Genomic DNA, 14,521 nt, shown 5'->3' with positions numbered 1-14,521 from the left:
TTTCAAATGCGACGCCTTCAACTGCCCCTCGCCGCCGCGGCCGTCGCCGCGCTGGTACTCGCGGGCTGTGGCACCACCAGCGAACGCACCGCGGACCAGCCGCAGGCGGCGAACTCCAAGGAATGCAAGGGTGCCGACGGCAAGTACACGATCGGGATGAGCCAGGCGAACGTCGCCGAGCCCTACCGGCAGCGGATGGACGATGACATCAAGGCGGCGGCGAAGGAGGTGCCGCAGTTCGAGGTGAAGTTCGCCGACGCGGCGCAGGACAACGCCAAGCAGGTCGCCGACGTGGAGAACTACCTGACCCAGCAGATCGACCTGCTGATCATCAGCCCGAACGAGGCCAAGCCGCTCACCGCGGTGGTGAAGAAGGCGTACGACAAGGGCATCCCGGTGATCGTGCTGGACCGCAAGGTCGAGGGTGACGCCTATACCGGGTTCATCGGTGGTGACAACGTCGAGATCGGTACCGCGGCCGGCAAGTACGTCGCTGAGAAGCTGCTGCCGAGCGGCGGGTCTGTGGTCGAGATCAAGGGGCTCGCGGGTGCAACCCCGCAGGCAGAGCGGAACCAGGGGTTCGCGGCCGGGATCAAGGCGAACCCGAAGATCAAGATCATCGCGACGGCGAGCGGCGACTGGCTGCGGGAGAAGGGCCAGGCGCAGATGGACGCGCTGCTGAAGGCCAACCCGAAGATCGACGTCGTGTACGCCCACAACGACCCGATGGCCGAGGGTGCCTACTTGGCCGCGAAGGCGGTAGGCCGTGAGAAGGAGATGAAGTTCATCGGCATCGACGCGCTGCCGATCCCCTCCGGCGGCATCAAGGCCGTCGAACAGGGTCGCTTGAGTGCCACCTTCACCTACCCGACCAACGGCAAGGAAGCCATCGCCGCCGCGAAGAAACTGCTGGTCGACTGCGGCACCATCGAGAAGACCCAGACCCTCCCCACCCGCTTGATAGACAAGGACAACGCAGCCACCATCTACGCCGAAGAAAACCCCACCGGCTGACAGCAGAAGTCGCCACGTGGCCGGGGCAGTGCTTCACCTGCCCGGCCACGTGCTCAGCCGTGGTGGGAGGAGCCTCGTTCTATCAGGCGGGCGGCGAGGGTGGTAGTTGTGGCGGGGCGGGTGTTGTCGGTGATTCTTGCCAGCAGCAACCGGGCGGCGACGGTGCCGATCTCGTACGCCGGCTGGGCTACCACCGACAGCGGGGGATCGACGAGTTCGGCCCACGGCGCATCATCGAAGGCGACGATCCCGACGTCCCGGCCCGGCCTGATTCCGCGTTCCTGCAGGGCCTGCAGCACCCCGACCGCCATCGCGCTGTTCGCGACGAGCAGCGCGTCCGGCGGTTCCGCTTGGGCGAGCAGATCCTGCGCCGCCCGGTGAGCACCCGCCGCCTTGTACTCCGTACGCCGTACCAGCTTGGTCGTACTCCGCAGGCGCGCCGCCTTGAGTGCATCGCGATACCCCGCGAGCCGGTCGTCCGCAGTACGGACTCCGATGGGACCGGTGATACAGCCGATGCGTTGATAGCCCTGGGCTATCAAATGTGCCGTCGCCTGCTTGGCGGCGAGTCTGGTGTCGACGAGCACGACGTCACTGTCCTGCTCCGGCAACGGACGGTCGACCGCCACGAAGGCGGTCCCGCGGCTGGCGAGCTTCTCGACGCTGGTCGTCGTACCGCTGGGGGAGAGGATGACGCCCGCCACCCGCTCCTGGATCGCGACGTCGATGTAGCGGTTCTCCTTCTCCGCGCTCTCGTCGGAGTTGCAGAGCACGACCGAGTAGCCGACCTCGTGCGCGACGTCCTCGACGCCGCGGGCGATCGCGGTGAAGAACGGGTTCTCGACGTCGGAGATGATCAGCGCGACCACCGCGGCCTCCTGGCGGCGCAGGTTCCGGGCCGGGCCGTTCGGCTGGTACCCGAGTTCCTCCGCGGCGCGGCGGACCCGTGCGGCCAGGTCGCGATCGACCGTGGCCTTGCCGTTCAGGGCGCGCGAGACGGTGGCCGTGGACACTCCGGCACGGGCCGCGACATCGCTGATGGTGGCCACTGTCCCCCTCTCTCCGATGCGCCGACTCTAGCCGTCGAGTAAAGGATTACCCAGCCATTCGCGGTGGACGCAACGTACGGAATCCGCGGCTGACTTCGGCGCCATGAGAAGATCGCGGGCGTGACATCCTTGCCGAGCGTTTCCTACTCCATCACCGTCCGCCTCGAGGTGCCCGCCGGTGGCTCGACGGTGAGCAAACTGACGACCGCCGTCGAGCAGGCCGGTGGCCTTGTCTCCGCCCTCGACGTGACGGCCTCCGGCCACGAGCGTCTGCGCATCGACGTGACGTGTGCCGCCGCCGACACCGAGCACGCCGGCCGGCTGGTCGAGGCGATGCGCGCGGTGCCGGGCGTCGAGATCGGCCGGGTCTCCGACCGGACCTTCCTGATGCACCTCGGCGGCAAGATCTCGATGGAGGCCAAGCACCCCATCCGCAACCGTGACGACCTGTCGATGATCTACACGCCCGGGGTGGCGCGGGTCTGCCTGGCGATCGCGGCGAACCCCGACGACGCCCGCCGGCTGACGATCAAGCGCAACAGCGTCGCGGTCGTGACCGACGGCTCGGCCGTGCTCGGCCTGGGCAACATCGGCCCGAAGGCCGCGCTGCCGGTGATGGAGGGCAAGGCCGCTCTGTTCAAGCGGTTCGCCGGCATCGACGCCTGGCCGCTGTGCCTGGACACCCAGGATCCCGACGCGATCGTGCAGATCGTCAAGGCGATCGCGCCCGGGTTCGCCGGGATCAACCTGGAGGACATCTCCGCGCCGCGCTGCTTCGAGATCGAGGCCCGGCTGCGCGAGGAGCTCGACATCCCGGTCTTCCACGACGACCAGCACGGTACGGCGGTCGTCGTGCTCGCGGCGCTCTTCAACGCGCTGCGGGTGGTCGGCAAGGACATCAGCGAAGTACGGGTGGTGCTGTCCGGCGCGGGCGCGGCCGGGACCGCGATCCTGAAGCTGCTGATCGCGGCCGGCGTGAAGGACACGATCGTCGCCGACATCGCCGGCGTCATCCACCTGGAGCGGGACGGGTTGTCGCCGGAGCTGCGCTGGATCGCGGAGAACACGAACGCGGCGAAGTACAGCGGCGATCTGAAGGGCGCGCTGAACGGGGCCGACGTGTTCATCGGCGTCTCCGCGCCGAACATCCTGAACGGCGCCGACATCGCCACGATGAACAAGGACGCGATCGTGTTCGCGCTGGCGAACCCGGACCCGGAGGTCGACCCGGCCGCCGCGCACGAGCACGCGGCCGTGGTGGCGACCGGCCGCAGCGACTTCCCGAACCAGATCAACAACGTGCTGGTCTTCCCGGGGGTCTTCCGCGGTCTGCTCGACGCGCAGTCGTCCTCGGTGACGATCGAGATGGAACTGGCCGCCGCGCGAGCCCTGGCCGGCGTCGTCACCGACGACGAGTTGAACGCCGACTACATCGTGCCCAGCGTCTTCCACCCCGAGGTGCACACGATGGTCGCGCACGCGGTCCGCGACGCCTGCGGCGGCAAGGCACCTGCCGCGGAGCACTTCCCGGACGACTCGCCTGCGCTTTGAGCACGCTGACTGATCCTGCTGTGCGCCCTTCCCGCCAGGTCTGGGTCTGGCGGGCCGGCTTCGTGCTGGCCTGCCTGATCCACCTGTACGGGCTGTACGCGCCGCGGCAGGCCGGCTCCGAGGTCGGATTCCCGTACGCCGACAAGTTCGGCCACTTCGCGTTGTTCGGCGTGGTCGCCTACCTCGGCCTGCGCGTCGGAGTACGGGCGCGGTGGTTGCTGCCGATCCTGGCGGCGAACGCGGTGGTCAGCGAGTTGGTCCAGCATTATCTGCTGCCACTGCGCAGCGGCGACCCGCTCGACTCGGTCGCCGATCTGTGCGGGCTGGCCCTCGGCGCCTGGCTCGGCACTCGCGCGCTCCGCGCCAAAAGGTTGCCGGGCACGACATGATGGGGGCATGACGGCCTCGACCTTGACCGGATCGCTGCTGGTGGCGACCCCGTTGCTCGACGAGCCGCCCTTCCGCCGCTCGGTCATCCTGCTGCTGGATCACGACGAGGACGGCGCACTCGGGGTGGTGGTGAACCGCGCCGCCGACCTCGAGGTCGACCGCGTCCTGTCCGACTGGTCGACGACCGTGAGCGAGCCCGGCGTGCTCTTCATGGGCGGCCCGGTCGGCACCGACAGCGCCCTCGCGGTCGCCGAGGTGATCGAGTCCGCCGACCCACCCGGCTGGCGCGAGTGCTTCGGCCGGATCGGGCTGATCGACCTGGACGTTCCGCCCGCCCTGCTCGAGGGCGCGATCCAGCGGATGCGCATCTTCGCCGGGTACGCCGGCTGGAGCAGCGGACAACTGGAAGGCGAGATCACCGAGGGCGCCTGGTACGTCGTACCGTCCGAGCCCGACGACGTCTTCAGCCTCCAACCCGAAGGCCTCTGGCGCCGGGTCCTCCGCCGCCAGCACGACCAAATGGCGTACCTGGCGACGTACCCCGACGACCCCACGCAGAACTGACCCGCCTGCCCTGTCCAGGCGTGGCGCGCGCATCACAGTGAGACACGAGAGCCGTTCCAGGCGTCGATCAACTCACGGCTCGCGACGCCGTACCCGATCTCTGCCCACGGCTTCACCTCGAGCATCCAGTACGCCTCCATGCGACCGCGGCCGGCGTCGAGCACGAGGGGATCCGCGACTGCGATCCCCTTCTCTGCCGCGGCACGGCAGGTCGCGCAGACCTCCACCTGTCGCGGGACCGACGCCGGCGGCCGGTTGGTACCGAGCGCGATCGTCGGCACTTTACCGACCGACGCGCCATGGAACGGGTTCGCGAAGCAGTCGGTCGATGCCACCAGGTCGCGGTCGGACTCGGCTGCGTCCACGGCCTGCCGCCCACGCGCGACCAGGACCAGACCGGCGACGACATCGGCATGGCTTGTGAGGTCCGTACCACCCTCGACGCTGTCAGCGATCCGGCCCGCCGTCGCATAACAGTCAAGCGCCAACGTCCAGGCCGCCCCAGCGGTGTCGTCGGTCGACGCGGCCATCCGCTCTCCCAGGGCGAGCAACTCGTCACGCAGGCGCTCGGCTCGCTCGGTGGCACGGACCTTGTTGAGCCGGACCAGGACATCGTTCGGAGGCCGGTAGACGAGGCGATTCCTGCCCCGGCGGCGGGCCGGCTTCGCCTCGATGTTCGCGATGGCCGGGCCGGCCTTGCGGCGGCGGTACGCATCGACGCCGAACGCCACGGGAGCCAGTGCGAGGAGGAGGGTGCCGAACACCACGACCGCACCGCTGGCCGCGACGAAGATGACCATCAGCCCGAGCCCACCACCCACCGCGGCGGCGAGCCAGGCCGAGCCGACCGGCTGCGAGCTGTCGTCGTACTCCTCGCGCTCGCCGCGGGGTGCTTTGGCGTCCAGTTTTTCGAGCGCCTGGGTAGCCGCGTCGGCAGCCGGCATTCCTTCCGTGTCCGGGATCGACGGCTCCGACTCGTCGAGGGTCGACGCGACCGCGGTCCGGCCGTCCTTGGTGACGAGGAGGAACCTGCTCTCCAGGTCCGACCGAGCCGCAATGTACTCGCCGACATCAGCCAGCCATCCGCCGTCGAGCGGCCAGACCACGATCCTCGTGGGCCGGCTCGCCTTTTTCGCTTGCTCCCGCAGGGCGGTGATCTCGGCCTCGTCGAGCACCCCTGCTGCCCGGGAATCGACGTAGACGAGGTCGTTGCGCAGCGCCTCGGCGGCGGTGGTGAGCGGGGACTCGTCGTCCTGGATGTCGAGAAAGGCTGCTGTGGCGATGGTCGCACCGACGTAGGTGCCGGCGGCGAGTACGAGGGCGGTGCCCCAGATCGCAAGCTGGCGGAGGATGCCGCGTCCGCCTTTGCGCTGCCTGTCCCGGTACGGCGTCCCGGCCGTCATGAGGTGGTCTCCCGCCTGGCCTGCTCGTACCGGAACAACGCCGTCGGGAGGTCGTCGACCAGCGCTCCGTACCCGGTGACGGCCCACTTGTCGTCACCGAGGAAGTACGGCTCGCCGGGGCGCGTGTCGCTCGGGACCGCGTCAAGGTCTCGCACACCCCTGCGGATGTCGCCGTGGCAGTGCCGGCACGCCGGCACCGAGACCGTGCCCGCGCCGATCGGGTAGGCGATCTCCTTGGTGGCCTGGTCGTGCAGCGGGTTGAAGAAGCACGGCGCGTACCGGACGTGCGAGCGTCCGGCGGCGACCCGCAGATCGTCGAGGCCGGACCGGGCGAGAGCGAGGGCACCGATGAGGTCGGTCAGTCGCGACGAGTCCAGCGCTCGCTCCCCTTCGGAGCGCGCGAGGCCGGCGCGCTCGTAGAGGTCACCGTCGACGTCGCCCGGATTCGTACCGCTCAACTCGTCGGCGAGCCGGTTCAGCACGTCGGTCGCCCGACGGCGTATGTCATCGGCTGTGAAGACGGTTCGTCGTCGTGAGGGCAGCCGATCGTAGAGCCGGACGAGGCTCGCGGGCATCACCTTGCGCAGCACGACGACCGAGATGACGAAGACGACGACTGCCATCGCGAGTGCGGGAACGAACGACTCCACGCGGGGAAGAGTACGCGTGGGTAGGGTCCGCCGGATCAACCTCTAGCGCGCCAACGGCTGGGTCCCTGGTCCGGGCAGGCGGTTACTCGCCGTCCTTGTCGTCATCCCCGGGGTTCAGCGAATCCCAGATCTCCTTGCACTCCGGGCACACCGGGAACTTCTGCGGATCCCGGCTCGGAACCCACACCTTGCCGCACAGCGCGACCACCGGCGTCCCCATCACCATCGCCTCGGTCAGCTTGTCCTTCGGCACGTAGTGCGAGAACCGCTCGTGATCGCCCTCGTCCAGCGACGGCTTGGTCCGCTCGTCGATGACCGTCTCTGCGCCGGGGCTCAGCTGAGTACTCATGACCACGAGTGTAGGTCGCCCCGGCCGGCAACTCCCGCACTTTCTCCCCAGCCGGTCTCCGAAACCTGCCCTGTGGACAACCGGGGAAGGGCGGGGCAGCCGACGGCATGTTGTAGGCATGGACTACCGAAGGAGGCACCATGGTTCTCGTGGACCCCGTGCAAGAGGACTACTCCGTTCCCTGGCCACCCAACCGGCCGCTGACCAGGGACGATCTCGATCGGATCCCCGATGACGGGCACCGGTACGAGCTCATCGACGGCGCGCTCATCATGACCCCGGCACCAACCCGTCGGCACCAGCGCGCCGTGGCCGCGCTGTACCGGCTGTTGTTCGCCGCCGCTCCGCCGGAGCTGGAAGTGCTCTTCGCGCCGTTCGACGTCGTCATCTCGGCGGACACCGTGATCCAGCCGGACGTGCTGGTGGCTCACCGCGCGGACTTCACCGAGCGGGATCTGCCCAAGGCGCCGTTGCTCGCCGTCGAGGTGCTGTCGCCGAGCACCAAGGGCGTCGATCTGATGCTGAAGTGGGCGAAGCTGGAGGCAGCGGGCTGTACGGCGTACTGGGTGGTGGATCCCGACACGCCGAGCCTGATCGCCTGGGAGATGCGGGATGGGGCATATGCGCAGGTGGCAAAGGTCACCGGCGACGAGGTGGCGCGGCTGACGGTCCCGTTCGACGTGACGCTGGTGCCTGCGGATCTGACCTCGTAGAGGTTGTCGGGTAACGTTCCTGCACGGCCGACAGTCGACTATCGGGGGAGTATGCCGTCCGTGGATTCGCACGTGCCAGCAGCACCAGCCGTGCTTCCTCCGGCCTATCCGGACCGTGCTGCTTGGGGAACTGCGAGCAAGCTGCGGGCCTGGCAGGCGGAGGCGCTCCAGCTCTATCTCGACAAGCAGCCGAAGGACTTCCTGGCGGTCGCGACGCCGGGCGCCGGTAAGACGACGTTCGCGCTGACGGTGGCGGCCGAGTTGCTGCATCGCCGGGTGATCGAGCGGGTCACGGTGGTGACGCCGACCGAGCACCTGAAGGTGCAGTGGGCGGACGCGGCCGACCGGGCCGGGATCGCGATCGACCCCGCGTTCGCGGGGCGCAGAGGCCGGACGAACAAGGACTTCCAGGGCGTCGCGGTCACGTACGCCGGGGTCGCGGTGAACCCGCTGGCCTTCCGCGTCCGGACCGAGCGGTTCCGCACGCTGGTGATCCTGGACGAGGTGCACCACGGCGGCGACGCGCTCAGCTGGGGCGAGGGCGTACGGGAGGCCTTCGAGCCGGCCACGCGGCGTCTGGCGCTCACTGGAACGCCGTTCCGCAGCGACGACAACCCGATCCCGTTCGTCACCTACGAGCACGGCCACGACGGCGTCGCCCGGAGCCAGGCGGACTACACCTACGGCTACGGTCACGCGCTGCGCGACCACGTCGTACGGCCGGTCATCTTCATGTCGTACTCCGGGGAGATGCGCTGGCGGACTAAGGCCGGTGATGAGGTCGCTGCGCGCCTCGGCGAGCCGCTGACGAAGGACCTCACCGCCCAAGCCCTCCGTACTGCGCTCGACCCGACCGGCGAGTGGATGCCCGCGGTCCTGGCGGCTGCCGACAAGCGCCTGACCGAGGTACGGCGGCACATGCCGGACGCGGGTGGCCTGGTGATCTCGGGTGACCAGAACACGGCCCGCGCGTACGCCAAGGTGCTCCGCGAGCTCACCGGCGAGGCGCCGACCGTCGTCCTGTCCGACGAGAAGGCCGCGAGCAAGAAGATCGGCGCCTTCTCCGAGGGCCAGCAGCGCTGGATGGTCGCGGTCCGGATGGTGAGCGAGGGGGTCGACGTACCGCGGCTGGCGGTCGGGGTCTACGCCACGCCGACCTCGACGCCGTTGTTCTTCGCCCAAGCCGTCGGGCGGTTCGTGCGGGCACGTAAGCGGGGTGAGACGGCGTCGGTGTTCGTGCCGTCGGTGACCCGGCTGCTGAGCTTCGCCGCCGAGATGGAGGTCGAGCGCGACCACGTGCTCGGCCGGAAGAACTCGAACGAGGACGGCGACCTCTTCGCCCTCGAGGACGACCTGCTGAAGAAGGCGAACGAGGCCGAAGGGGCCAGCGACGAACTGGAGGGCACCTTCGAGGCGCTCGGGTCCGACGCGTCCTTCGACCGGGTGGTCTTCGACGGCGGCGACTACGGAACCGGTGGCGACATCGGTTCCGACGAGGAACTGGACTTCCTCGGTCTGCCCGGGCTGCTGGAGCCGGACCAGGTCCGCGAACTCCTCCGCAAGCGCCAGGCCAAGTCGCTGGCCCAGCAGAAGAAGTCCCAGCGCTCGACCGGCGGGGAACGCGAGGACCCGACGCCGGCCGAGCTGGCGACCCACGAGCAGGTATCGCTGCTCCGGCGCGAACTGAACGGCCTGGTCGCCGCCTGGCACCACCGCACCGGCCAGCCCCACGGCGTCATCCACAACGACCTCCGCCGCAAACTCGGCGGCCCCGCCGCCGCCCACGCGTCCTCCACCCAACTCCGCGACCGCATCGAACTGATTCGAGACTGGGCCACCCAACGCCGAGCCTGACCAGCTCGGCCGTAGCGGCTACCGGATCGCGGTCAGGAGACCTCGAGGGACTGGGTGCCGACGACCTCTAGCAGGCGGATGGCGTCGTCGGACGGTGAGCCTGGCTCGGCTGTGTAGAGGACGACGCGCTGGTCGCGTTCGGGGATGACGAGGACCTCGCAGATCGTGTCGATCCGGCCGACCGTCGGGTGGAAGATCGTCTGGCACATGCTCTGCTGGGTCGCGACCTCGTGCAGGGCCCAGATTCGGGCGAATTCCTCGCTGCCTGACAACAGGTCCGAGACCAGGGCCGCGATCGACGGATCGTCCGGGTAGCGGCCGGTCGCGGCGCGCAGGTCCGCGGCGGTCTCCCGGGCGAACTCCGTGGTCGCCGCCTCCCCGAACCGCTCCTGCTGCCGCGTCCCGGACAGGAACCGCAGCCGCAACAGGTTCCGCTTCCGCGGCGGCAGCGCGGAGAAGTCCCCGATCAACGCCGCCGCCAACGGATTCCACGCCAGTACGTCGTACTTCGCGTCCAGCACCAACCCCGGTACGTCGAGCCGCGCCAGCATCCGCAGTACGCCGGTACGCACGTCCGCGGGTGGTCCCGGCGGCGGACCGGGTTGCTCGCCGGCCAGGCGGAACAGGTGGTTCCGCTCGTCGTCGGACAACCGCAACGCCCGAGCCAGGCCCGAGAGCACCGGACGGGACGGATGTGGGCCGCGACCCTGCTCCAGACGCGTGTAGTAGTCCGTGGACATCGTGGCGAGCCCGGCGACCTCCTCGCGGCGCAGCCCCGGAGTACGGCGGCGCAGGCCCGCGGGGAGTCCGACATCGGAGGGGCGCAACCGCTCCCGGCGGATGCGGAGGAACTCCGCCAGTTGTGCCCTGTCCATGACCCCAGGATCTCAAGCCCGACCCAGCCCAACCAGGGACCGCCGATCCCCGGCTCGGCTCGCTCTGCCTGGCGCCGCGGATCCGACCCAGCCTGGAGCGCATGACCAACGACAAGATCGCGCTCGTCACGGGCGCCAACAAGGGAATCGGCAAGGAGATCGCCCGGCAGCTCGGCGAACTCGGCCACACTGTCGTGATCGGCTCGCGGGATCTCGCCCGGGGCGAGGCTGCCGCCAAGGAACTGGTTGCCGACGGCCTCCGGGCGGAGGCGGTCCAGCTGGAGGTGACCAGCGAGCAGTCCGTCCAGGCGGCCGCGACGGCCATCGAACGCGAGCACGGGCGGCTCGACGTCCTGGTGAACAACGCCGCGATCATTCCCGACGGCGACGCGGCGGTCTCGGCGATCGCCGCCGGAGCGCTGCGGGCGGCGTACGAGACCAATGTGATCGGGGTCGTGCTCACCACCGCCGCGATGCTGCCGCTGGTGCGGAAGGCGGCGGGCGCGCGGATCGTGAACATCTCGAGCGAGCTGGGATCCCTGACGCGGGTCGGCGATCCGGAGTCGGAGATGTCGACCATGCTGATGCTCGGCTACAACTCGTCCAAGGCCGCGGTGAACATGGTCACCGTGATGCTGGCCAACGAGTTGCGCGGTACCGGGATCCTCGTGAACGCCGCCGACCCCGGCAACTGCGCGACCGACATGGGCGGCTGGGACGCGCTGCGGACGCCCGCCCAGGGAGCCGCGGTCGCCGTCCGGCTGGCGACCCTGGACGCGGCCGGCCCCACCGGCGAACTGCACGCCGAATCCGGCCGCCTGCCCTGGTGAAAGGCCGTTCCTCCCGGGGTGAACCGGGCCGGACCGCCCCGGGGCTGAACCGGATCAGTGATGACATAAGTTCGGCACGTGCCCCGCCTGCTGACCGACATCCGTCCGCTCAAGGAGTCGGCCGACTTCCGGCGGTTGTGGATCGGCTCCTCGGTGTCGCAACTCGGTCAGCAGATGACCGCGGTGACGGTGTCGATCCAGGTGTACGCCCTGACCAACTCGACCTTCGCGGTCGGGCTGGTCGGGCTCTGCTCGCTGGTCCCGCTGATCGTGTTCGGGCTGTACGGCGGCGCGATGGCCGACGCCGTCGACCGCCGTACGCTCGCGTTGGCCTCGTCCACCGGGCTCTGGCTGCTGTCGATGGTCCTGGTGGTCCAGTCGGAACTGCGCTGGAACCAGGTCTGGGTCCTGTACGCCGTGGTCGCCGTCCAGTCCGCCTGCTTCGCGGTGAACAACCCGGCCCGGTCCGCGATCATCCCGCGACTCATCCGGCCCGCGCTGCTGCCGGCCGCGAACACTCTCAGCCAGGCCGCCTTCAATCTCGGATTCACCGCCGGCCCCCTGCTCGGTGCCGCGGTGATCGCGTGGCACGGATTCGGCGCGGCGTACCTGGTCGACGTGTTCACCTTCACCGCCGCCCTGTACGCCCTGTTCCGGCTGCCGCCGGTGCCACCGACCGGCGAGGTACGGCGTGCCGGTCTGCGCTCGGTGCTCGAGGGGTTCACCTTCCTCAGGGCGGCTCCCGCGCTGCTCGCCACCTTCCTCGCCGACATCCTGGCCATGGTGTTCGCCCAGCCCCGCGCACTCTTCCCGGCGGTGGCGGGCGCGTTCTTCGGCGGCGGAGTACGGACTGTCGGTCTGCTCCAGGCCGCTCCCGCGATCGGTGCGCTGGTAGGCGTCCTCTTCTCGGGCTGGGTGAGCCGGGTGCGTCGGCAGGGCGTCGCGATCGTGGTCGCGATCACCGTGTACGCCGCCGCGGTCGGCCTGTTCGGGTTGTCCCGCACGATCTGGCTCGGAGTCGCCCTGCTCGCGCTGTCCGGGGCGGCCGACATGGTCAGTTCGGCGTACCGGAACACCGTGCTGCAGTCCGCGGCGCCGGACGCGATGCGGGGGCGTCTGCAGGGCGTGTTCATCGTCGTGGTCGCAGGCGGTCCGAGGCTCGGGGACTTCGTCGCGGGCACGACCAGTTCACTCACCACCCCGACGATCGCGCTGCTCGGCGGCGCGCTCGTCTGCATTGTCGGCCTGCTGATCCTGCTCGCCTGGAACAAGCCGTTCCGCCGCTACGACTCGGAGGTCCGGGCGCTCAAGTAGTACCGGCAGGCCTCAGCCGCCGGTGGCGAGCTTCTTCAGCACGGAAGGCCAGGACTCCATGTCGGGGTTCACCCGCGGGACCTCCTTGCCGTCGGTGGTGACGATCTTGCGATCTCCGAGCGGCTTCTTCAGCTTGACCGCGGTGATCGCGATCGCGGGGTCCGGCGGGCACGGGTCGGTGGTGTCGACCAGCAAGGTGATCTTGTCCTCGTCCTGGATGATCTCCAGGTCGAGCGCGCAGTCGCTGCCGACCCCGACCAGCAGGTCCGCGTTCTCGTGCTTCGGCCGGTTCTGGATCCACTTCAGGTACTTCGGCCGCTTGCCGTCCACCACCTGATAGCCGATCACCGGCTGCTGCTTGTCCTCGAACACCTTGCCGTTGTCGCCGGGCGGGAAGAAGTTGCCGAAGATCTTGTTGACGCACGGGTCGGCGTCGGTCTTCGCGTCGTCGATCGCGCCCCAGGCCTTGGCCACCTGGTAGCAGCCGTTCGCCTCCCGGTTGAGGGACACGTTGAAGCCGATCAGGGCGAGGGCGCCGATCACCAGACCGCCGGCGAGCAGCCGGCGGGACCGGATCTGCTTCTCGCCGAGCCGCGCCGCCTCGGTCGCCTCCGCGGCGGTCGCGGACTGCTGCTGGAACAGGCCCAGGATGTTGCTGGTCCAGCGCGGATTGATCAGCGTCGGGATCGCGTACAGCAGGATCAGCGCGACGCAGACGGCGATGGCGGGGAGGAGCGCCCAGTAATTTCGCACGGCAGCAAGATACGGGGCCATCGGGCCGCGGCCGAAAAACGGTTACGCTTCGGCTGTGCCCGCTGAGACGTCCCAGACGCTCGACCGGGGACTGACCGTCCTCGAGTTGCTGGCGGACGCCCCGGACGGCCTGTCCATCACCGAACTGGCCGCGGCCCTGAGCGTCAGCCGGACCGTCGTCTATCGCCTGGTCAACACCCTGGAACTCCACCGGCTGGTCCGGCGCGACAGCGAGGGCCGGGCCCGGCTCGGGCTGGCCGTGCTGCACTACAGCCGCCGCGTCCAGCCGACGCTGCGCGACGCCGCCCTGCCGGTACTGCGCTCGCTGGCCGAGGACACCGGGGCGACGGCCCATCTGACCGTCGCCGACGGCGACGAGGCGCTCGCGATCGCGGTGATCGAGCCGAGTTGGACCGACTTCCACGTGTCGTACCGGATGGGTTCCCGGCACGCGCTGGACCAGGGCGCCGCCGGAAAAGCGATCCTCGCCGGCCGCCGCAAGCCGGACCCGGCCGGCCGGCCGTTCGTCATCACCGCGGGTGAACTCCAGGCGGGCGCGCAGGGTGTCTCCTCCCCGGTCCTCGGCGTCCCGGGCGTGGAGGCCTCCATCGGCGTAGTGGTTCTCGGCAAACTAGACCGCGACTTCGTCGGCCCCCGAGTGGCCCGAGCCGCCGTGGAAGTAGCCAAACGCCTCGCCTGACCGCCTCGCGACACGCCCGGGGTTACGTCCGGGTGGCGGCGTGCAGGAGGGGGAGGACTCGGTGGGGGATTTGCTCGGCCAGGGCGATGACCGTCGAGGCGCGTTGGATGCCTTGGACTATGACCACCTGGTCGATGACGCGTTGGAGGTCGGCGTTCGAGCGGGCGACGATGCGGCACCAGAGGTCTTCGGCGCCGGTGATGGTGTGAACCTCCAGGACCTCGGGGATGGCGGCCAGGGCGGCGGCGACTGTGGTGTGGCCTGAGCCTTGCTCGATCTGGAGCGTCGCGAAGGCGGTGACCGGGTAGCCGATGGCCGTGGTGTCCACGTCGGGGCCCCAGCCGCGGACCACACCGTCGCGTTGCAGGCGGTCCAGCCGGGCCTGAATCGTGCCGCGAGCGACACCGAGACGACGCGACGCCTCCAGGACTCCGACGCGCGGCTCGGCGGCGAACAGGTCAAGTATGCGCGCGTCCAGGGCGTCCACTCCGGCCACGGGTTCCTCCAGTAGT

Annotated in this window: 16 protein-coding genes; 9 read left to right on the top strand and 7 right to left on the bottom strand. The window is 69.7% G+C overall.

The features are described 5' to 3' along the window. Positions 1–6: 6 nt before the first annotated feature. Positions 7–1,014, top strand: coding sequence for a substrate-binding domain-containing protein (locus tag ABD255_RS40065; protein WP_344222059.1), 1,008 nt, complete (start codon positions 7–9; stop codon positions 1,012–1,014). A gap of 53 nt (positions 1,015–1,067) precedes the next feature. On the opposite strand, the gene ABD255_RS40060 is transcribed toward ABD255_RS40065, so the two are convergent. Beyond that, positions 1,068–2,063, bottom strand: a complete 996-nt coding sequence (locus ABD255_RS40060; protein WP_344222058.1) for a LacI family DNA-binding transcriptional regulator — start codon at positions 2,061–2,063, stop codon at positions 1,068–1,070. A gap of 120 nt (positions 2,064–2,183) precedes the next feature. Between ABD255_RS40060 and ABD255_RS40055 the strand changes: the two genes are divergently transcribed. From ABD255_RS40055 to ABD255_RS40045, 3 genes are read left to right on the top strand one after another with little or no spacing between them, the layout of a single operon-like run. Then, positions 2,184–3,614: an NAD-dependent malic enzyme gene (locus ABD255_RS40055; RefSeq protein ID WP_344222057.1), complete on the top strand. Its 1,431-nt coding sequence runs from the start codon at positions 2,184–2,186 to the stop codon at positions 3,612–3,614. A gap of 20 nt (positions 3,615–3,634) precedes the next feature. After that, positions 3,635–4,003, top strand: a complete 369-nt coding sequence (locus ABD255_RS40050) for a VanZ family protein (protein WP_344222056.1) — start codon at positions 3,635–3,637, stop codon at positions 4,001–4,003. A 7-nt stretch (positions 4,004–4,010) separates the two neighbouring features. Continuing rightward, positions 4,011–4,568, top strand: coding sequence for a YqgE/AlgH family protein (locus ABD255_RS40045; protein WP_344222055.1), 558 nt, complete (start codon positions 4,011–4,013; stop codon positions 4,566–4,568). Positions 4,569–4,600: 32 nt separating this feature from the next. On the opposite strand, the gene ABD255_RS40040 is transcribed toward ABD255_RS40045, so the two are convergent. From ABD255_RS40040 to ABD255_RS40030, 3 genes are all read right to left on the bottom strand, one after another. After that, entirely contained in the window at positions 4,601–5,971 is a 1,371-nt protein-coding gene (locus tag ABD255_RS40040) for a hypothetical protein (protein ID WP_344222054.1), read from the bottom strand. After that, positions 5,968–6,621, bottom strand: coding sequence for a hypothetical protein (locus ABD255_RS40035; RefSeq protein ID WP_344222053.1), 654 nt, complete (start codon positions 6,619–6,621; stop codon positions 5,968–5,970). The genes ABD255_RS40040 and ABD255_RS40035 overlap by 4 nt, the downstream gene beginning before the upstream one ends. A gap of 82 nt (positions 6,622–6,703) precedes the next feature. Beyond that, positions 6,704–6,970, bottom strand: a complete 267-nt coding sequence (locus ABD255_RS40030; protein WP_344222052.1) for a DUF3039 domain-containing protein — start codon at positions 6,968–6,970, stop codon at positions 6,704–6,706. Positions 6,971–7,110: 140 nt separating this feature from the next. On the opposite strand from ABD255_RS40030, the gene ABD255_RS40025 reads away from it, so the two are divergent. After that, positions 7,111–7,683 (top strand): Uma2 family endonuclease, encoded by a 573-nt coding sequence (locus ABD255_RS40025; protein WP_344222051.1) that lies wholly within the window; start codon positions 7,111–7,113, stop codon positions 7,681–7,683. Between the two features lie 51 nt (positions 7,684–7,734). Beyond that, positions 7,735–9,537: a DEAD/DEAH box helicase gene (locus ABD255_RS40020; protein ID WP_344222050.1), complete on the top strand. Its 1,803-nt coding sequence runs from the start codon at positions 7,735–7,737 to the stop codon at positions 9,535–9,537. A 32-nt stretch (positions 9,538–9,569) separates the two neighbouring features. Here ABD255_RS40020 and ABD255_RS40015 read toward each other — a convergent pair whose 3' ends face one another. Then, entirely contained in the window at positions 9,570–10,412 is an 843-nt protein-coding gene (locus tag ABD255_RS40015) for a helix-turn-helix transcriptional regulator (protein WP_344222049.1), read from the bottom strand. A 101-nt stretch (positions 10,413–10,513) separates the two neighbouring features. On the opposite strand from ABD255_RS40015, the gene ABD255_RS40010 reads away from it, so the two are divergent. Together ABD255_RS40010 and ABD255_RS40005 are read left to right on the top strand one after the other, a co-directional pair. After that, the gene (locus tag ABD255_RS40010) at positions 10,514–11,242 is read left to right on the top strand and encodes an SDR family oxidoreductase (protein ID WP_344222047.1); all 729 of its coding nucleotides are present in this window, start codon (positions 10,514–10,516) and stop codon (positions 11,240–11,242) included. A 78-nt stretch (positions 11,243–11,320) separates the two neighbouring features. Beyond that, on the top strand, positions 11,321–12,556 hold the full coding sequence (locus ABD255_RS40005) for an MFS transporter (protein ID WP_344222046.1): 1,236 nt from the start codon (positions 11,321–11,323) through the stop codon (positions 12,554–12,556). 12 nt (positions 12,557–12,568) lie between these two features. Here the strand turns inward: ABD255_RS40005 and ABD255_RS40000 are convergent, their stop codons facing one another. After that, positions 12,569–13,309, bottom strand: a complete 741-nt coding sequence (locus ABD255_RS40000) for a hypothetical protein (RefSeq protein ID WP_344222045.1) — start codon at positions 13,307–13,309, stop codon at positions 12,569–12,571. Between the two features lie 55 nt (positions 13,310–13,364). Between ABD255_RS40000 and ABD255_RS39995 the strand changes: the two genes are divergently transcribed. Further along, complete coding sequence (locus tag ABD255_RS39995; protein WP_132187281.1) at positions 13,365–14,009, top strand: IclR family transcriptional regulator; 645 nt, start codon at positions 13,365–13,367, stop codon at positions 14,007–14,009. Positions 14,010–14,031: 22 nt separating this feature from the next. Here ABD255_RS39995 and ABD255_RS39990 read toward each other — a convergent pair whose 3' ends face one another. Continuing rightward, complete coding sequence (locus tag ABD255_RS39990; protein ID WP_344222044.1) at positions 14,032–14,505, bottom strand: Lrp/AsnC family transcriptional regulator; 474 nt, start codon at positions 14,503–14,505, stop codon at positions 14,032–14,034. Positions 14,506–14,521: the final 16 nt, after the last annotated feature.

It is taken from the genome of Kribbella sancticallisti, assembly GCF_039530625.1.
Lineage (GTDB): Bacteria > Actinomycetota > Actinomycetes > Propionibacteriales > Kribbellaceae > Kribbella > Kribbella sancticallisti.
The sequence above is the reverse complement of the archived record's forward strand: the minus strand, read 5'-3'. Positions and strand labels throughout refer to the sequence as shown.

What these genes read in the sequence shown, in the direction of transcription:
- ABD255_RS40015 (WP_344222049.1), bottom strand. Translation starts at nt 10,412, where the DNA reads ATGGACAGGGCACAACTGGCGGAGTTCCTCCGCATCCGCCGGGAGCGG.
- ABD255_RS40045 (WP_344222055.1), top strand. Translation starts at nt 4,011, where the DNA reads ATGACGGCCTCGACCTTGACCGGATCGCTGCTGGTGGCGACCCCGTTG.
- ABD255_RS40065 (WP_344222059.1), top strand. Translation starts at nt 7, where the DNA reads ATGCGACGCCTTCAACTGCCCCTCGCCGCCGCGGCCGTCGCCGCGCTG.
- ABD255_RS40030 (WP_344222052.1), bottom strand. Translation starts at nt 6,970, where the DNA reads ATGAGTACTCAGCTGAGCCCCGGCGCAGAGACGGTCATCGACGAGCGG.
- ABD255_RS40010 (WP_344222047.1), top strand. Translation starts at nt 10,514, where the DNA reads ATGACCAACGACAAGATCGCGCTCGTCACGGGCGCCAACAAGGGAATC.
- ABD255_RS40040 (WP_344222054.1), bottom strand. Translation starts at nt 5,971, where the DNA reads ATGACGGCCGGGACGCCGTACCGGGACAGGCAGCGCAAAGGCGGACGC.
- ABD255_RS40020 (WP_344222050.1), top strand. Translation starts at nt 7,735, where the DNA reads ATGCCGTCCGTGGATTCGCACGTGCCAGCAGCACCAGCCGTGCTTCCT.
- ABD255_RS40025 (WP_344222051.1), top strand. Translation starts at nt 7,111, where the DNA reads ATGGTTCTCGTGGACCCCGTGCAAGAGGACTACTCCGTTCCCTGGCCA.